This window comes from Trichococcus sp. (assembly GCF_055118575.1).
Genome location: NZ_JBSQPW010000007.1, coordinates 34,727 through 52,756 on the forward strand (window position 1 = coordinate 34,727; position 18,030 = coordinate 52,756).

19 protein-coding genes and 1 other annotated feature are annotated in these 18,030 nt (G+C 49.9%); of the genes, 15 read left to right on the forward strand and 4 right to left on the reverse strand.

What is annotated here, in order from left to right:
* Nucleotides 1-38 precede the first annotated feature (38 nt).
* Together ACTCCX_RS03075 and ACTCCX_RS03080 are read left to right on the forward strand one after the other, a co-directional pair.
* Entirely contained in the window at nt 39-977 is a 939-nt protein-coding gene (locus ACTCCX_RS03075; protein ID WP_463274683.1) for a hypothetical protein, read from the forward strand.
* A gap of 32 nt (nt 978-1,009) precedes the next feature.
* Nucleotides 1,010-1,630, forward strand: coding sequence for a YdeI/OmpD-associated family protein (locus ACTCCX_RS03080; RefSeq protein ID WP_463274684.1), 621 nt, complete (start codon nt 1,010-1,012; stop codon nt 1,628-1,630).
* A gap of 13 nt (nt 1,631-1,643) precedes the next feature.
* Here ACTCCX_RS03080 and ACTCCX_RS03085 read toward each other — a convergent pair whose 3' ends face one another.
* On the reverse strand, nt 1,644-2,639 hold the full coding sequence (locus ACTCCX_RS03085) for an MsnO8 family LLM class oxidoreductase (protein ID WP_463274685.1): 996 nt from the start codon (nt 2,637-2,639) through the stop codon (nt 1,644-1,646).
* Nucleotides 2,640-2,798: 159 nt separating this feature from the next.
* Here ACTCCX_RS03085 and ACTCCX_RS03090 point away from each other — a divergent pair, with 159 nt between their 5' ends.
* The 4 genes from ACTCCX_RS03090 (at nt 2,799) to ACTCCX_RS03105 (ending at nt 6,071) form a co-directional block, all read left to right on the forward strand.
* The gene (locus ACTCCX_RS03090) at nt 2,799-3,299 is read left to right on the forward strand and encodes a flavodoxin family protein (RefSeq protein ID WP_463274686.1); all 501 of its coding nucleotides are present in this window, start codon (nt 2,799-2,801) and stop codon (nt 3,297-3,299) included.
* A 38-nt stretch (nt 3,300-3,337) separates the two neighbouring features.
* Nucleotides 3,338-4,585 carry an RtcB family protein gene (locus ACTCCX_RS03095; RefSeq protein ID WP_463274687.1) on the forward strand — a complete coding sequence of 416 codons (1,248 nt, stop codon included), beginning with the start codon at nt 3,338-3,340 and terminating at the stop codon, nt 4,583-4,585.
* A 19-nt stretch (nt 4,586-4,604) separates the two neighbouring features.
* Nucleotides 4,605-5,582: a hypothetical protein gene (locus ACTCCX_RS03100; RefSeq protein WP_463274688.1), complete on the forward strand. Its 978-nt coding sequence runs from the start codon at nt 4,605-4,607 to the stop codon at nt 5,580-5,582.
* Between the two features lie 117 nt (nt 5,583-5,699).
* Nucleotides 5,700-6,071, forward strand: a complete 372-nt coding sequence (locus ACTCCX_RS03105) for a hypothetical protein (protein ID WP_463274689.1) — start codon at nt 5,700-5,702, stop codon at nt 6,069-6,071.
* Between the two features lie 216 nt (nt 6,072-6,287).
* Here ACTCCX_RS03105 and ACTCCX_RS03110 read toward each other — a convergent pair whose 3' ends face one another.
* Nucleotides 6,288-6,935 carry an acetate uptake transporter gene (locus ACTCCX_RS03110; RefSeq protein ID WP_463274690.1) on the reverse strand — a complete coding sequence of 216 codons (648 nt, stop codon included), beginning with the start codon at nt 6,933-6,935 and terminating at the stop codon, nt 6,288-6,290.
* A gap of 234 nt (nt 6,936-7,169) precedes the next feature.
* Here ACTCCX_RS03110 and ACTCCX_RS03115 point away from each other — a divergent pair, with 234 nt between their 5' ends.
* Both ACTCCX_RS03115 and ACTCCX_RS03120 read left to right on the forward strand, forming a co-directional pair.
* Nucleotides 7,170-8,051 carry a DUF6544 family protein gene (locus ACTCCX_RS03115; RefSeq protein ID WP_463274691.1) on the forward strand — a complete coding sequence of 294 codons (882 nt, stop codon included), beginning with the start codon at nt 7,170-7,172 and terminating at the stop codon, nt 8,049-8,051.
* A gap of 147 nt (nt 8,052-8,198) precedes the next feature.
* Nucleotides 8,199-9,452 carry a coproporphyrinogen-III oxidase family protein gene (locus ACTCCX_RS03120; RefSeq protein ID WP_463274692.1) on the forward strand — a complete coding sequence of 418 codons (1,254 nt, stop codon included), beginning with the start codon at nt 8,199-8,201 and terminating at the stop codon, nt 9,450-9,452.
* Between the two features lie 291 nt (nt 9,453-9,743).
* On the opposite strand, the gene ACTCCX_RS03125 is transcribed toward ACTCCX_RS03120, so the two are convergent.
* Entirely contained in the window at nt 9,744-10,979 is a 1,236-nt protein-coding gene (locus ACTCCX_RS03125) for an MFS transporter (protein WP_463274693.1), read from the reverse strand.
* A 174-nt stretch (nt 10,980-11,153) separates the two neighbouring features.
* Here ACTCCX_RS03125 and ACTCCX_RS03130 point away from each other — a divergent pair, with 174 nt between their 5' ends.
* The 4 genes from ACTCCX_RS03130 (at nt 11,154) to ACTCCX_RS03145 (ending at nt 13,335) form a co-directional block, all read left to right on the forward strand.
* Nucleotides 11,154-11,678 carry an SOUL family heme-binding protein gene (locus ACTCCX_RS03130; protein WP_463274694.1) on the forward strand — a complete coding sequence of 175 codons (525 nt, stop codon included), beginning with the start codon at nt 11,154-11,156 and terminating at the stop codon, nt 11,676-11,678.
* 69 nt (nt 11,679-11,747) lie between these two features.
* Entirely contained in the window at nt 11,748-12,320 is a 573-nt protein-coding gene (locus tag ACTCCX_RS03135; protein ID WP_463274695.1) for a ribonuclease domain-containing protein, read from the forward strand.
* A 6-nt stretch (nt 12,321-12,326) separates the two neighbouring features.
* Complete coding sequence (locus ACTCCX_RS03140; RefSeq protein ID WP_463274723.1) at nt 12,327-12,611, forward strand: barstar family protein; 285 nt, start codon at nt 12,327-12,329, stop codon at nt 12,609-12,611.
* Between the two features lie 187 nt (nt 12,612-12,798).
* The gene (locus tag ACTCCX_RS03145) at nt 12,799-13,335 is read left to right on the forward strand and encodes a dihydrofolate reductase family protein (RefSeq protein WP_463274696.1); all 537 of its coding nucleotides are present in this window, start codon (nt 12,799-12,801) and stop codon (nt 13,333-13,335) included.
* Between the two features lie 12 nt (nt 13,336-13,347).
* On the opposite strand, the gene ACTCCX_RS03150 is transcribed toward ACTCCX_RS03145, so the two are convergent.
* Nucleotides 13,348-14,004, reverse strand: coding sequence for a DNA alkylation repair protein (locus ACTCCX_RS03150; protein WP_463274697.1), 657 nt, complete (start codon nt 14,002-14,004; stop codon nt 13,348-13,350).
* Between the two features lie 106 nt (nt 14,005-14,110).
* Here ACTCCX_RS03150 and ACTCCX_RS03155 point away from each other — a divergent pair, with 106 nt between their 5' ends.
* The 3 genes from ACTCCX_RS03155 to argS all read left to right on the forward strand — a co-directional run bounded on the left by ACTCCX_RS03155 (nt 14,111) and on the right by argS (nt 17,681).
* Entirely contained in the window at nt 14,111-14,869 is a 759-nt protein-coding gene (locus ACTCCX_RS03155; RefSeq protein ID WP_463274698.1) for an alpha/beta hydrolase, read from the forward strand.
* Nucleotides 14,870-14,916: 47 nt separating this feature from the next.
* Nucleotides 14,917-15,528, forward strand: a complete 612-nt coding sequence (locus tag ACTCCX_RS03160; protein ID WP_463274699.1) for a GNAT family N-acetyltransferase — start codon at nt 14,917-14,919, stop codon at nt 15,526-15,528.
* Nucleotides 15,529-15,592: 64 nt separating this feature from the next.
* Nucleotides 15,593-15,862 (forward strand) — a binding site (T-box leader).
* 121 nt (nt 15,863-15,983) lie between these two features.
* Nucleotides 15,984-17,681: an arginine--tRNA ligase gene (gene argS, locus ACTCCX_RS03165; protein ID WP_463274700.1), complete on the forward strand. Its 1,698-nt coding sequence runs from the start codon at nt 15,984-15,986 to the stop codon at nt 17,679-17,681.
* The last annotated feature ends 349 nt before the right edge of the window (nt 17,682-18,030 follow it).

Below are 18,030 nucleotides of genomic sequence, written 5' to 3' on the forward strand. Positions count from 1 at the left end.
ACGGAAACTGCGGGAGTAGGTTGAAAAAGGAAGGGCCGATGGAAATGGACAGGGAGGAGATCATCGTGTGGCTTCTGGAAGGCGATCCAGCGATCCAATATCAGACAAGGCGCGATCTGTTGCATGAGGACCCGGCTGCGTTGGCTGACCTGAGGAACAGGATAACCGAGGAAGGCTGGGGCCGCGCTTTTTTGGAACGGCAACTGCCGGATGGACACTGGGGGCGTTGGTTTTATCAGCCAAAATGGACGAGCAGCCACTATACCCTCTTGGACCTTAGAAACCTCTGTATCACGTCAACACCCGAAATAATGAAGGCGCTGGATCTCATCCTTGAGACTGCGCTGTCGTCCGATGGCGGTGTCAATCCAGCAAAAGGCATCGAGCAAAGCGATGTCTGCGTCAACGGTATGTTCCTTAATTACGCTTGTTATTTTGGGATAGGGGAGGGTAAGCTGAAAACGATAATCGATTTCGTACTCAGCCAACAGTTGCCTGACGGCGGCTTCAATTGCCGTTTGAATCGCTCTGGCGCCAAGCACAGTTCCATGCACTCCACGCTCAGCGTCCTCGAGGGCATACACGAATATATTGCAGCCGGCTATGCCTACCGGGCGGATGAGTTGAAAAAATTGGAAAGCGAAGGACAGCAATTCCTTCTGCGGCACCGGTTGTACAAATCCGATCATACCGGTGCAATCATTCATCCGAGCTTTTTGAAACTCGTCTATCCGCCGCGTTGGCACTATAATATTTTGCGTGCACTGGATTATTTCCAAAACGCAGGTTATCCGTATGACGAAAGGCTGCAGGATGCCCTGGATATCATGAAGGAGAAACGCTTGCTGGACGGACGCTGGAAAACGCAGGCGCATCATACCGGGGAGGTGCATTTCATGATGGAAGAGGCCGGAAAACCGAGCCGCTGGAATACGCTCAAATGCTTGCGCGTGTTGGAATATTATGACAGAGTTTGATCGTACCCTGAATAAATAGAAGCATCCCCGATATGAAAGGAGAACTGGGTATGACGGAATCAGGATTTCCCAAGGAGTGGCTCAGTTTATGCAATCCTCAAGAATGGCATGACTGGCTGGCGCAAAACTATAACCAAAAAGAACAGGTTTGGCTGAAGATCAAAAAAGCCCATGCTGCAGGCGACGGCATTTTGCTCGCGGAAGCGGTCGAGGAGGCGCTCTGTTTCGGCTGGATCGACGGTAAGATGTACAGTCTGGGTGAAGAAAGCTTCATCATTCGCATCACGCCTCGTAGGTCCGGAAGCGTCTGGTCGCTGGTCAACCGCAAGCGTGCCGAAGCTTTGATGGAGGCAGGGAGGATGACAGAAGCCGGTTTGGCTTCGATTCAGGTGGCGAAGGCCAGCGGGAAATGGCAAGCAGCGTATTCTTCGAAGGAAGTCCCGGAGCTGCCAGCTGAATTGAAGCAGGCCTTCCTAACAGACCCATCTGCCCGCGAGCATTTCGAAGCTTGGCCGACTGGCGAAAAGGCCCACTATCTTTTCTGGATAGCCCAAGCAAAACGCCCGGAAACCCGCAAAAAAAGGGTAGCCGAAACATTGGAACGGGCGAAATCCAAAAAAGACCATCCTCATAAAGAGGATGGCCGAGCTTGATGCCGCAGACAGTCTAAAGCAACTCCTGCGCCAATAGGGAATAGGTTTTGAGCCGCGCCTGTTGGGAATGCGGCATGCTGATGATCATTGCTTCATCAAAACCGTATTGTTCCTGCAGATTCAGCAATATTTCACCGGATTCTTTTGCGGTTCCAAGAATATGTGTTTTGCGGATGTCGTTGATGAGCTGTTTCTCGATTTCCGTCAACGGATAAGCGGCAGCCTGTTCAGGTGTCATCAGATTGTTGCGCATCATTCCGCGGAAGAGCTGCATCTTGAAGATCGCATACGGCAACTCTTGGTAGAGCGCTTCTTCGCGTGTGTCCGCGACGATGGCATGGAAAGCGACGCTGATCTGCTTTTCGGGCATAACAGCGGATGGAACAAAATTGTTCTTATAAAGATCGAAAATGTTCTTATCGAGTGTCCCGGTGAAGAACTGCGCGAAGGAATACCCAACGCCCATTCTGCCGGCCTGAACGGCGCTGTTGCCGCTCGATCCCAGTAGCCAAGCCTGCGGAATCGACACGTCGACAGGAGCCGCCGGGATGTCACGGTAAAGTGGATCCTGTGGTGCCCGGTCTTCCAACAAATCCAAAATCGTCTGCAGTTTTTCGTAATGATTATCCAATTGCGGCGGATTTCCCTGTGCCAATGCGTGCATGGACTGGCGGTCGCCTCCTGGTGCCCGTCCCACACCCATATCGATCCGGCCGGGCGCAAAGCCGGAAAGTGTTTTGAAGACTTCCGCGATTTTCAAAGGGGAATAATGCATCATCATGACGCCGCCGGTCCCGACGCGGATCCGCTCGGTCGCGGCAGCGATGAAGGCAGCGATGATTTCGGGTGCTGCGCTCGCCATCAAGTTGCTGCCGTGATGCTCGGCGAACCAGATGCGCTCGTAACCGAGGCTGTCCCCTAAACGGGCGAGTTCTTTGGCGTTCTGCAGGGACTGTTCGGCAGTGCCCCCTGCTGTGATGTGGACCTGGTCCAAGATGCTAAGTTTCATAATGTCCTCCGATTTTTCGTTCTGAATAAATTTCTGCAAGTGTTGTGCGAAATGCTTATAGCTTGACTATAACAAACCCAATTACATAGGACAAAGAATTAGCTTTCGAATTGTAAGCGGGATAGGGTGATCCTAAAAGAAAAGAAAGTGGGAAATAATATGGAAATCGGAATCATCATCCATTCGTTGACCGGTAATACCTTGTCTGTGGCGGAGCGTCTGCAGGAAAGGCTGGCGGCTGGCGGACACGATGTGGAAATCGAACAGCTCAAGACTGTCGGAGAAGAAAGCACCAACGAAATCAACATCGGGAACATCAAACTGAAGTCCTACCCGGATCCGCAAGCGCATGATCTGCTGATCATCGCCGGTCCGGTGAGAGGAGCTTCCGCTTCCCCTGTCCTGAAGCATTATTTTTCGCGGGTCGGCCAATTTGAGAACAAGCCTACGCTCCTGTTTGTGACTGAGTTCTTCCCTTTCCCGTGGATGGGCGGGAAAAATGCCTTGAAGCAGATGACGGCACTTTGCGATGAACACGGCGCCGACGTCATCGGCAGCGGCGTCATTAATTGGAAAAATCCTCACCGCGAAAGGCAGATCACGGATTTGCTGCAGCAGTTCAGCGATTTGGCAACGCGGATGGACCAAAAAGTAAAATAGTGCATGCGGTAAGCCATCCAGAAAGGGGCATCAATCAGATGATAACCATCTTCAATCCCGAAGAACAGAAGTGGCCAATCAAGGTGTGGCTGGAGAATGAGGAACAAATAGGCGAGGATTGTCTGCAGCAAGCGAAGAATTTGGCGAATTTGCCGTTTCTGTATCAATGGGTTGTATTGATGCCGGATACGCATTCCGGCTATGGCATGCCAATCGGGGGCGTCATCGCTGCCGAAAAGGTCATCATTCCGAATGCGGTCGGGGTGGATATCGGCTGCGGGATGAGCTTTGTCCAGACGAACGTTCCGGTAGAACGGCTGATCGAAATCGAGACGCCGAACGGGAAACTGGCCCAGGCAATCGCGGGCGACATCCTGCGGAATATTCCGACCGGCTTCGAACACCATAAGAAAAAACAGCAATGCGAATCGGTCGCCCGCTTCCTTGAGGGCATGACAACCGTGGAAAAGGAAACAATGCCGCAGGAATTGATGAAGGAACTGGACGATGCCGCCTATCAAGTCGGCACGCTCGGCAGCGGCAACCATTTCATCGAACTGCAGACGGACGATCAGGGAAAGCTTGGCATCATGCTGCATTCCGGGTCGCGCAATCTCGGCTTCAAAATCTGCCATTATTTCAACAATCTGGCCAAAGAAATCAACAGGCAGGAAGAATCGCCGATTCCCCCCGAGTGGGATTTGGCCTATTTTTCAACAGAAAGCGAACTCGGGAAACTGTATCTGCGTTGGATGAAATTGGCGATGGACTTTGCCGAAGAAAACCGCAACCAGATGATGGAGAGAGTGCTCGATATCGTCCGACTCTGGGTGAAAAAGTATGCCGGCATCAACCATGTCAACTTGTCGGATGCCGTCCATTGCCACCACAATTATGCCGCACTGGAAGAACACTATGGCAAAGAGGTTTGGGTCCACCGCAAAGGCGCCATCCGCGCCGGGACGGGCGAAATGGGCATCATTCCGGGCGCGATGGGGACCTATTCCTATCTGGTGAAAGGCAAGGGCAATCCGGAAAGCTTCCTGTCCTGTTCGCACGGAGCAGGCAGGCGCATGAGCCGTTTGGATGCTCGAGAACAGTTCAGCGTGCAGGACACTATCCTTGATTTGAGGGAATTGGGCGTCTTCCTGGCGAAAGCCAAACGGACCGACGTCGGCACTGAATCGCGCTTTGCCTACAAAGCCATCGATTTTGTGCTCTCGCAGGAACTGGATCTCGTCGAACCGGTCCGCCGCCTCAAGACCGTCGCTGTAGTCAAGGGATGAAAAGAAAAGAGGGACAAAAATGGACTTGCAGGAAAGGTACATCGCGGTCGGCCTGAAACATATCCCGCCCAACGAAAAAAATGAGGTGGAAAGTGCCATGCGCCGCATTATCGCGGATCGGCTGCAGGAACGCGGCGATCCTTCCGAAGAAACGGAACGCGAAGTGTTGAGGGGGCTGGGGAATCCAAGGCTTTTGGCGGAAAGACAGCTGAAGGACGCGCCCCATCTGATCGGACCGGAACTGTACGGCACCTACATTTTGATCGTGAAGATCGTCATGATGGTGGCAGTCATCGGCACGCTGATCGGGAATACTGTCGATTTCATCGTGAATGGCGGGGGACTGCTGGGGTATTTGGGGCAGAGTTTCGCGACCGCGCTCAGTGCGGCTATCGGTGCCTTCGGTTGGGTGACGCTCGTGTTCGCCATCATGGAAAAGACGGCGAAACAGAAAATCCTGACGGAAATCCAGGAGGACTGGAGTCTGGCTGATCTGCCCGAACAGGAAGCGCCACAGAAACCGTTCAGCAGAGTCGGGGTCATCATCGGCATCATCTTCACGGTGCTTTTCCTCGTCCTCGTCAACCAATACAGCCATCTATTGGGAGTCTACTATACGCTGGAGGGCAGCATCCAGGAAATGATTCCGATCTTGAATCAGGAAGTGTTCCGCAGTTATCTGCCTTACATCAACGGCATGTTGGTACTGCAATTGCTGTTTTCCGCCAGCAAGCTCGTTTTCAGGAAGTGGACGTATCCGGTCGCGACAGCCAATCTGATGTTGAATATCCTTTCGTTTCTGTTGTTATGGTTCATCCTTCAGGATACGGCGATTCTGAATCCAGAGCTTGTCACGGAAATAGCCAAAGCCACGGACGGGCAAAGGGTACTCAATACCGCCTTCAATTCGATCAAAGCGGTCTTCCTGTTCATCTTCCTGCTGGACTCGCTCGAAGGCTTCCACGATGCCTACAAAAACAGCAAAAAACCGGTCTGAACCGGCAAACCCTTGCTGCGGGTATGTGAAAAGCGGAGTGGATGGTCTATAATGGGAATGCAAACAAAACGGTATTCCGGGAGCGGTGACCGGTATTTTTGGAGGGAAAACTTAACAATGGAACAGACAAAAGCAAAAGAATACATCCTTTACAACGAAGGCACGAATGAATATCTGACGCGTGTCACCTTCATGGGCAGCACCGTCTACAAGACGACGACACTCGATTTGGCGATGCGTTTCTCCGAGCAGAACAAAGAAAACCTGGAGGCGATAGGAGCCGGCAACCCGGATAAGGTGCTGAATAACATTGAAGCGACGGCCTTCGGAAACGACAGCGATGTGAAGGAAACATACAGATTGTCCAATCTGAGTTTCTTGTCAATCAACGACTTGACGCCGGAAGAAAGGGCGGCCTTCGATCAGGAAATTGAAGAGGGCAAGAAGAAAGCCGCCAGGATCCATTGCTGCCGGATCGTCAACAGATAGTACAACTGGACGCAGCAAACAACAATCAAATCAGACATTATTCAGGACAAATCAGTAGGCGCATTCTTAGGTCAGGTTGCACAAGCCAGCCCCGTAAAAAGATTGCTGCTGACTTCGAATGACACTCCTCGGCGGATATTCGAGGGACGCCACCGATAAGGCAAAAAACGGGCGCTGTGCAATCCTATTGCATAGCGCCCGTTTTTTCATATTTTCTTATTTGCTTGTTGCTACTTCGACTTTTGCTGTTTTTTTGACAGTCGTTACATTGCCCATTGGCAGGACTTCTTCACCATATACTTCGTTCAGGACTTGAGCCAAAGCGCCGTAGATTGCTGAGAATCCACAGAAAATACCTTCGAAACCAGCGATTCTTGAAATCATTTCATTGCCTGTGAAATCTCCCAAAGCCAGCAGGAAGAAAAGCAAAGTCAAAGAGCCGAAGACGATCTGCAGGTTTTTGCTGATGCGCAACGTCCCGACGAACATACCCAATGTGAACAGTCCCCACATGAACAGATAAGCAGCCATCGCTTGAGCTGATGCCGCTTCACCCATGCCAAGGCCAGGCATAACGATTGTTCCGACAAGGGAAAGCCAGAAGAAGCCGTAAGAAGTGAAGGCAGTTGCGCCGAAAGTGTTGTTCTTCTTGAATTCCATGATGCCGGCAATGACTTGCGCCATACCGCCGAAGAAAATACCCATAGCTAAAATCATTGTGTTCATCGGGAAGAAACCTGCATTGTGAATATTCAACAATACAGTAGTCATACCGAATCCCAACAGGCCAAGCGGCGCTGGATTAGCGGTGAATTCTTTCAAGCTGACGATCGTGTTGTTCTGTGTGTTTGTTGCGTTTTTCATTAGTAGTTCGTTCTCCTTTGATTTCAAATCAGAAAATAATGTCAGGGTGATTATATCCATATTGCTTGCTGCCGTCAATCTGTTTCGTTGGAAGTACACCAAAAGTTCATTTTTGATGCGACGTCAAGTACTTCTGGATATAAGCGTTATTTCTATATAAGAGCTGTGAAGAAGTGATTCTGCAGAGAAAATAATAAAACAATTTTGAGAGATTTTGAAAGGATGGAATAGAAAATGATGGAGATAAAAAAAATCATTGCAGTAGCTGGGGTCTTGCTCGGGACTGCCGGAGTTGTGCATGCCTATCTGCGAAAGGCGCCTTCCAAAGCCACCAGGGAATTCACCGATTTGGCGGAGGATTTGTTGAAGGAGACGGAGCTGGCAAAGGGGAGCTTCACGGAAGCGGATATTGCGACGCTGCCGGGCCCTGTCCGACGCCACCTGCGCCGTTGTGGTTATCTCGGAAAACCCAAAATGGCCTGCATGAAGGGAGTTTTTCCGGATGTAGACTTTTCACTCGGAAAGGGGAAAAAGACCATCAAGATTGCTTATACGCAATATAATTTTGTGGACGGTCCCGACCGCATCGCCTACATCGACAGTTCCATATACGGCGTACCCTTCGAAGGTGTGGATGCCTATATCGACGGAAAAGGCTCCATGAAAGGAATCATCGGAAAAAAAATCACCCTCTTCGATATTGACGGAGAAGCGATGGATAAGGCCAGCTTGGTGACGTTCCTGTCCGAATGCCTCTTCGTCCCGAATGCGGCCCTTCAGGACTACATCCGTTGGGAAGCAATCGATGCACATCATGCCAAAGCGGTGATCACGGCGCACGGAATCAGTGCGGAAGGTGTCTTCACGTTCAATGAAGATGATGAGATGATTGCCTTCACGACCGATGACCGGGAAGCCACGACGATGGATGGGAAAAGCGAAAAAATAAGATGGTCAGCCCTCTGCGGGGGGTACAAGGAAATCAACGGCATCCGCCAACCGACGGAGCTGAAGGCGGTCTGGCACTATGACGATGGGGACTTCACTTATTTTGATACGAAAGCTGCAATGATGAGCTATGACAAAATAAATAATCGGCAGGAAAGGAATCAATGATGCAACGGCCCTGAAGGTTGCACATGTCTCGATGGTCCTGTATCTGCTTTTCTGGGCTGTCGTCACCGTCTTTGCGCGGAGAGGGTGAATCATGGAACTGGGGGATCTGCTCAGGACCTATCTGAAAGATATTTAGGAGGTGAAGTTATGCGTTGGACGTCCTTGTTGCGGGTGTACCTGACCCGCTCATTCAAACCTTTCGTATTTGAAGGAACCCATGAGAATACGTTGGATTTTGAAAAATTGGATGACTTGGGGCTGTATGTGCATATCCCGTTTTGCCGTTCGTTGTGCAGTTTCTGCCCTTATTGCAAGGTGGTCCACAATAAACCGCAGGCGGATGCCTATAAGATTGCGCTGCTGAAGGAAATCGATCTTGTCTGCAAGGGAATGTCCGGGGAAAAACAGGCGACCAGTCTTTATTTCGGCGGAGGGACACCGGCCATGATGTTGGATGATCTGAAGGACATCATCGCGAAGCTGAAAGAGTATTTTATAATAACAGGCGGAATCGGCGTGGAACTGCACCCCAGCGACATCACCGAAAGGAATCTGCAGAAACTTAGGGAGGCTGGGGTGACGATGTTGAGCATCGGCATCCAATCCTTCCAGGAAGAATGCTTACGGAAAATCGGGAGAAGAAACGATTCTTTCGTCGAAAAGATCCGTTTGGTGAGAAGCAGTGGCTTCGATGTGGTCGATGTGGACCTGATATTTGCCATCCCGGGTCAGACCGACGCGATTCTCGCGAATGACATCCATACGGCCTTCGCCAGTGGAGCGACGCAAGTTTCGACTTATCCCTTCATCGACTTCACTTTCGCCGACAATGCCTACAAGCCTATGAGCGAAGAAGTGAAACGCGAGATGTTGGAGCATATGACGGATTACTGCCACGCAAACGGCATCGAACGGACATCGGTCTGGACATTCGCGCAGCGGCAAACCGAAAAATATTCTTCCGTCACGCGGGATGCCTTTCTCGGATTCGGTGTTTCCGCAACCACGCTACTGAAGGACATCTTCAAGATCAATACGTTTTCGATTCCCGAATACATCAAGCGGGTCGAGGGCGATGCTTTGCCGACGTCCTTGACGCTTCATTTCACCAAGAGGCAACGGGCGGTCTATTACTTGTTCTGGAGCGCCTATGCGATGCGGATTGATGCGGACAGGTTCGAGGAACTCATCGGTACCCCCTTGAACCGGATGTTCGGACTGGAACTGTTCTTGGCTACGAAATTGGGCTACCTCAGGAAGAATGGACACATCTACGAACTGACCGATAAGGCCGCTTACCTCTATCATGATGTCGAACAGGCCTATACGACAGCCTACATCGATAAGATGTGGCACATTTCAAGACTACAGCCTTTCCCTGAAAAGATCATCCTGAAATAGAAAATAGAAAAGCGGAACGGGTTCGTTCAGCCCTGAAAGAAATTTAGGAAATTTGGCCTCGCAACGTTCCCTGTGGTCACCTTATACTGGGGCTCTAAGGGATGAATCCCTAAGAGTCCCATGCAAATGAGCATCGTAGAGCGCAATGGGTCAGATTTATCTAATTTCCGAAGGGCTAACCCGTGAAGCTAGCCATCATTTTTGGATGTACTTTCGGATTCAAAATATCTTACACATTCCTTCAACGTCAAAAGGCTGATTCCGATCGGGAATCAGCCTTTTGGGCATAAATCAATTTTCCTCAGTACGCATCATCAGCACGCCTCCGATGATGAAGAGGAGGGAAATGCTAGCAAGCCCATTGCGCGAGTCGCCGGTCAATTGGCTTGTGAGCGCATAGAGCACCGGGCCCATGATGGCAGCGAATTTGCCGAGGATATTGTAGAAACCGAAATATTCGTTGGCGTTCTCCTTCGGCACGAGTTTGGCGAAATAGGAACGTGAGAGTGCCTGGATACCGCCTTGAGAAGTGGCGACCAGCGTAGCAAGAATCCAAAATTCAATGGCGGTAGTCATGCGGAAAGCCAACAGACAAACAAACAGATAAATGCAAATACCTACCAGAATCATCTTCTTGCTGCCGAAACGCTGGGCCAATTTCCCGTAAAGGATCGTAAAAGGGAAGGACAGGATCGGGATGACCAGCACGGCGACCATCAGCATATCGGACACAATCCCGATACTGTCACCGAAGACAGCGGCCATGTGGATGATCGTGTTCAACCCATCGATGTAAAAGAAATAGGCAATCAGGAACAGGAACATCTTTTTGTGACTGCGGATCTGGTGCAGCGTTTTCGAAAGTCTGGCGAAACTGTCATGGATGATGTGCTCGCTGGCCGGGACAAAATAGCGCTGTTTCACATTGCGCAGCATCGGAATCGTGAAGGCAATCCACCAAAAAGCGGTAAACAGGAAGGATGCTTTGATGGCAGTCGTCCTAGGAATGCCGATCCCCTCTCCGAACATGATCAGCAGTATCGAAAGCACAAACGGTATCGTGCTGCCTCCGATGTAACCCATCGCGAATCCGTAAGTGGAGACGCGGTCCATCCGTTCCTCGGTCGCGACATCCACCAAAAAAGCATCGTAGAAAATGTTCGCCCCCGAAAAACCGATTGTCGTGAGCATGTAGAAAGCGAGCAGCAGGCGCCAATCATCCGTGAAGCTGAGCGCGGCGGTTGCGGCAACGCCAATCAGGAAGAAACTTTTGAACAGCCGCATTTTCCATTTCGGATAATCACCGATCGTCCCGAGGATCGGGGCGAATAATGCGATAGCCAAAGTCGCGGCAGAGGTCGCATAGCCCCAATAAGAATCCGCCAAGTTTGGGGCAATCCCTTCCCCGGTCGTAATCGATTTATAGAAAAGCGGCAGAATGACCGAGGAGATTATGACAGAATAGGCGGAATTGGCCCAATCGTACATGATCCAACTTTTTTCCTGCAACGAAAAACTTTTCAGCATGGCTTCCGCCTCCATTCTTAAATGTGATAACGTTCTCATTTGTCTTTAATATATTTATATCAGTTGTCGAGAGATAGCACAAGCCTCAAAGCATTCGAGCATCCTATCTTTTCTCGAAAAAAGAAAATCATGGTAAAATTCAGCTATAGAGAACAGAATGGGGGAAGGGGAATCATGGGCAAATATGAGCGTCCGGAATATACAGTACTGCTATCCGAGGAGCCATTCGAGTTGCGGGAATATCTGGATTTCTACATCGTAGAATACGACAATGCCGCTGATCCGGATGTGGATAGCGGGTTCGGCACCTTGTTCCGCTATATTTCAAAAGACAATCAGGCGAACCGAAAAATCAGCATGACCGTGCCGGTAATCCAGGAGCTTTCGGATGACCGCACGAAGATGGCGTTTGTTGTACCGAAAGCGGAATGGGAGGATATTCCGCAGCCCAACAGTCCTGCGTTGACCGTCAAAAAATTCGCCAGCGGTCTTTTTGCGGTTATCCAGTACGGCGGGTATTCGAATGACCGCAAAGAAATGGAGATGCTCGAGAAGTTGACGCAATGGCTCCAACAGAAAAAATACCAGCCTGCTTCGAATTATATGTTGGCGTCATTCAACGCGCCGTTCGTGCCGTCGATTTTCCGGCATAATGAAATCATGGTGCGGATAGTGCCGGATCAACAAAACTATGAGTAAATACTGGACATTTCGGCGTTCCTTTTGTATCGTATCGGGGAACACACTCAGCAAAAAGGAGCTTAATGAATGAAAAATTTAAAAAGCGGCTTGAAGGGCTTGTTCGCTTTGTTGGCGATCATTCTGGCGGTATCGGTCAATGGGATTGATTCGCTTTTCGAGGATCAGACACCTGATTCTTCGATCAGCATCGCCGCCAACAGCTCGCAAGCAATTGAAGAAGGTACCCAAGATGCTATCCCGAAAAGTGAGCCGCAGGAATCGGCCGAAATAATAACCAGCAGCGGTGTCACGGAAGGGCAGTCCTATTCCACGAAAGACGAAGTGGCGGCCTACATCCACCAGTTCAATGAGTTGCCGCCCAACTATCTGACGAAGGACGAAGCCGAGAATTTGGGTTGGGACAACGCCGAAGGCAACTTGTGGGAAGTCACGGATGGGATGTCCATCGGCGGTGATTTCTTCGGCAATCGCGAGGGCTTGCTTCCGAAGAAATCGGGCAGGACCTATTACGAGGCCGACATCGATTATGAAGGTGGCTACCGGGGAGCGGAGCGCATCGTGTACTCGAATGATGGACTGATTTTTTACACGGATGATCATTACGAATCGTTCGAACAGTTGTACGGGGAGGGGGATTGATTGAAGATGGAAATCATCCGTTTGGAAGCCGGGAAAATGACCGACCGGAAAGCAACGCATGCTTATCTGAAAAAGAAATTGCACCTCCCCGAATATTACGGCAACAATCTCGATGCTTTGTGGGATTGTCTGAGGACCGATTTTTCCGGGAAAATGATCATCCTGGAAGATCCACAAACCGTTCAAAACCAACTCGGCGACTATGGAAACTCTTTGGTCCGCCTGTTCAAGGAAGTAGCAACGGCGAACTCCGACATCCGTTTTATTCTGGCTTATCCGCTCCAAAGTTGAACGTTGTAATAAGCTAGACAATGTCCGATTGTCAACCAAAAAATGAGACTGCAAGCAAAAAAGACGATTCGTCCAGAATCGTCTTTTTTGCGTTTTCCTCCCATTTCCGAACGAAAACATCTTTATTTGATTGTCAACCAAGCGTATAGTTGACTGTATAGGGTAGACAAGTAAATGAGGTGATCAGATGCAAAAAAGGGAAGTCAAAGTGTATATCGCTGTCAGTTTGGATGGCTACATCGCGCATTCGGACGGGAATATCGAGTGGCTAGACAGCGTCGCCAGACCGGATGAAGATTATGGTTATGCTGCTTTTATCGAAACGATCGATACAGTCATCATGGGACGGAAGACCTACGAAAAGGTGTTGTCCTTCGGTGGGGATTTCCCCCATGCAGGCAGGGATTGTTATGTCCTTTCCCGGACCGAGCGCGCTCCTGATGGTCAGGTCCGTTTTTTCAGCGGCCCGGTAGAGGAACTGTTGAACCAGTTCCGGAGCAGACCCGGCAAGGACATCTTTATCGATGGCGGTTCTGAAGCGATCGACCAGTTCCGTGAAAAAGGACTGATCGACAGTTATACCGTATCCATCCTCCCGATTCTGCTCGGCGAAGGGATTCCGCTGTTCAAAGAAAGCAAGAAGGAGCTGCCTTTGAAACTGGTGAAAGCAATCCCGTTCGATTCCGGTTTGGTGCAGCTCACCTACGAACCGATCGACGAATAAGAACTCAAACGCTCAAACATACTTGCTGCCTTCACGGATGCTCAGGTTGGACAGGCCGTCCTCATGGGCGGAAAGGAAGGCGCGCACCCAATCGGGATTCGTTTTGCTGAAGTCGCGCAGGCTCCAACCGATGGCTTTATTGATGAAGAATTCCTTTTGATTCAGGTTATTCTTGATGATTTCAGCCAGCAGGGAGGTATCAGTCTTTTCCTTGAAACCGAGCTGGTGATCGATGGCGACGCGCCGCAGCCAGATGTTGTCTTCAACGCTCCATTCCAGCAAAATCGGCTTGCATTCCGGATAACGTTGGACAATCGATCCAACAACTCCATCTAAACCATCTACGGTATCCCACCAAGATTTTGTCTGGATATATTGCTTCAGTTTCGGTAAGTCTTCCGGACTGAGGAGATTTTGGATCGCCAAAAGATAATCGACGCCTGCATACTGGAATTCACGTTCATCTCGCTCGAAGCACAAATCGACGAAATCGAAGTCGACGTTTTTATCTTTTTTTGCAGTCGTAAGAAATTTTTTATAGGCTGCTTTCCGCGGACCCGTTGAAATACCCAGGAACGGGAATTGATTCCGCATATAGGCCGACATCTGGGGGGCGCGTGCTTCATCGCGCAAGGCCAGCAAAGATTCAAAAATGCCATCATACCACATGGTGTTAACCTGCCTTTCTTAGGGGGATGCAATTCATAAGTCATTCATCATGATTACTTTAGAATAGTTTCCGGGAAAGTGCAATCATGACCCAAAGGAGGATACTATGGAAAAAAACAGAAAGTTCAACTGGACACGTAACGTGCTGATCGGAGTCGCTTTGCTGATAGCAATTGTGGCAGGTACTTTCTTTTGGTACGTAAACGATTACTATGAAGCGACAGCGATTGCGATTGAAGCGCTGCAGTCGGATGGAACGGTCACCGTTAGCGAAACCGATGACACGATTACCTTTGCGCCGAGTGGAGTAAATCCGGAGGAAGGCATCATCTTTTATCCGGGCGGAAAAGTAGAAGCAGAAGCCTATGCGCCTTTGTTGCGCAGCTTGGCCGATGTGGACTTGTTGGTGGTTATTGCCAAAATGCCTTTCCATTTGGCGGTCTTTGATGCGGACGCGGCGGAAGCGATCATGGCACAGGACGAAAAAGTTGAAGATTGGTATCTCGCCGGTCATTCCCTTGGCGGGGTCATGGCTGCCGGTTTTGCGGCTGACCAAGCTGATGCAGTCGCCGGCCTGATTCTCTTGGCAGCCTATCCGGCAAGTGACTTGAACGATGCGCCGTTTCCGGTCCTTTCCATCTATGGTTCGGAAGATGGAGTTCTGAACCGGGAAAGCTACAAAGAAGCGCAAGGGAAGCTGCCGGTTGACTATACGGAAATCGTGCTGGATGGGGGAAATCACGGCCAATTCGGCGATTATGGCTTGCAGAAGGGCGATGGGACGGCATCCATCAGCGCCGAACAGCAGCACCAACAGACGGTTGAAGCCATCACAGCATTCATCGAAAACAACCGCCAGTACTAGTGCAGCGGATCCAAAAATAAGTCTGATTACATGAAGGGAAGAAGAACATGACAGAAATAACGATGGCGAAAATGAGCCAATTATCAGAAACACAAAAAGAAGAGGTCAAAAAAATTTTCGTTTCCAGCTACTATAAGGATATGAAGGTGCTGCATCGCGATACTGAGCGCTTACTTGGCGGATTCCGCAGACTGCTGCAGGAGGACCTGATCCGGGTCGCGATGGACGGCGAGCGACCAGTCGCGATGGTGGGTTGTTCGACCAACCAGCGCCGTGCCATGGAAGTGAATAAAGAGGATTTTTTGGCTAATTTCGGGTTCATCTGGGGACACGTCGGTTATTTCAGTTTTCGCAAAGAATACGGCGAGCCACTGGCCATCGACGATGACACGCTCTATTTTGAATGCGTGGCGACGAATGAGGCAGACCGGCGTCAAGGAGTTGCCGGACAGATGCTGCTCAATCTGATCGAAACGGAACCTTACGAAACCTTCGCCTTGGATGTCGTCGACAGTAACGGACGGGCTCAAAGTGTTTACGAAAGGATTGGCTTCCGCGAAGTGCATCGCAAAAAATCCTGGATCGGAAAAATTTTCATGGATTACTCGGAAAGCATCTGGATGAGCCGTCCGAAGCATTTGCCGAATCCATCGGAATGATGAGGAAGTCAAAAATTCAATTAGACAAACAGGGCCGGCTTTGATATAGTAATACAGATAGTAATCACATTCATTGATGAAGAAAGTACTTCGAGCAATGTTCACAGCGAGCGGGGAAGGTGGAAGCCCGCAACGGAGTGAAGAAGGAAACGCACTTCAGAGAAAATGACTTGAAAACAGGCGCGGTCCTCTGTTCAACGGACGGATCGGGAAAGAGTCTGCGAGTAGCGTCGTTCGGTTTAGCCCCGTTAACGGTTCAAAAGGATAAACTAATCAGAGCCCATCTGTGTTGCTTTATCGAATTAGAGTGGTACCACGGATGTTCGTCTCTATTTTGCCAGGGCAGAATAGGGGCTTTTTTTATCGTTATCGCAGATTTGCAGTACCTACTGGAAGATAAGTGATCCATTCACCTTGTGGATAGGCAGAGGCATATAATAAAGGAGCAGAAAAATATGGACTATAAAAAGATTGTTGCTGAAGAGATTCAAAAGCTGGTATCGGAGCATTTAACTTACGACCAAGTGTACCAATTGCTGGAAGTACCTAAATATACAGAACACGGGGACGTTGCATTTCCGGCATTCGCACTGGCGAAAGCACTGCGCAAAGCACCGCAAGCAATCGCGGGAGATTTGGCGGCACAACTGAACCATCCTTACATTGCGAAGGTAGAAGCAGTAGGCCCGTACGTCAACCTTTTCCTTGAAAAAGCAGCCGTTACAAATGCAGTCCTGCATGAAATTGCTGCCGAGAAGCATGCATTCGGAACAGCCGATATCGGCAAAGGCGGCAATGTTCCGATCGATATGTCCTCGCCGAATATCGCGAAACCGATCTCGATGGGCCATTTGCGTTCAACAGTAATCGGAAATTCTTTGGCCAATATCATGAAGAAAGTCGGCTTCAACCCAATCAAAATTAACCACTTGGGCGACTGGGGAACCCAATTCGGCAAGCTGATCGTGGCCTACAAATTGTGGGGCAACGAAGAGAAAGTCAAAGCTGAACCGATCAATGAATTGCTGACTCTTTACGTGCGTTTCCATTCAGAAGCAGAAACAGACGATACTTTGAACGACGAAGCCCGCGCTTGGTTCAAGAAATTGGAAGACGGCGATGCAGAAGCTATGCATCTTTGGGAGTGGTTCCGCTCCGAATCGCTGCAGGAATTCATGAAAATCTATGATATGTTGGGAATCACGTTCGATTCCTTCAACGGCGAAGCTTTCTACAACGACAAGATGGATGAAGTCGTTGAGCTGCTGGACAAAGCCGGCATCCTGACCCAGGACCGCGGTGCAACCATCGTCGATCTGGAAAAATACAATCTGAATCCGGCTTTGATCAAGAAATCGGACGGCGCAACGCTGTACATCACCCGCGACTTGGCTGCGGCGATCTACCGCAAACGCAACTATGATTTTGCGATGTCCTTGTACGCAGTCGGCAATGAGCAAAGCAACCATTTCAAACAACTGAAAGCCGTTCTGAAAGAACTCGGCTATGATTGGGCAGAAAACATGCACCACATCCCATTCGGTCTGATCACACAAGGCGGCAAAAAATTGTCGACGCGCCAAGGGAAAGTCATCCTACTTGAGGAAGTCCTGAATGAAGCGACCGAGCTTTCCTTGAAACAGATCAACGAGAAGAATCCGACATTGGAAAATAAAGAAGAAGTCGCCAAAGCAGTCGGCATCGGTGCCGTCGTTTTCCACGACCTGAAAAATGACCGTCTGAACAATTTCGACTTCGATTTGGAAGAAGTCGTGCAATTCGAAGGCGAAACAGGCCCATACGTACAATATACAAACGCACGTGGCTTGAGCATCCTGCGCAAAGCGGCAGTTGAACTGGACACGACCGAAGCTGCTGATCTTGGTTTGGATGATGCGTACGCATGGGAAGTCGTGAAACTGTTGAATAGTTTCCCTGAAATCATCCAACAAGCCTACGAAAAATTCGAGCCATCCGTGATCGCGAAATACACGCTCCACTTGTCCCAAGCATTCAATAAATACTACGGCAACACAAAAGTGCTGGTAGAAGACGACCAACGCAATGCCCGCTTGGCATTAGTCCAATCCGTAGCCACAATCCTGCAAGAAGGCCTAAGACTCCTAGGAGTCCAATCCCCAGAAAAAATGTAGGATACGATGAATTGCGGTAGGGGGTGAGCACTAAGGGGACAAACACAAAGCGGACGTTTTTTGTCCGCGTGGGGTTGTCAACTTAGGCGGAACCCCCTGCAATTCAGAGTTCGACTAAGTAGAGCGAGATGAATCCCGCTCTAGGAATCGAGCACTAACGAAATTTAGGAACAGCCAGCCCGGTTTTGGCTGGATGGGCCTAAATAGCGTTAGGCGGAGATTACTGGGATTCAGAACGCGTTTGCGTAGGATACGATGAATTGCGGTAGGGGGTGAGCACTAAGAGGACATTACGAGAACGGCCGCTTTTTGGCCGTGACGTAATGTCAACTTAGGCGGAACCCCCTGC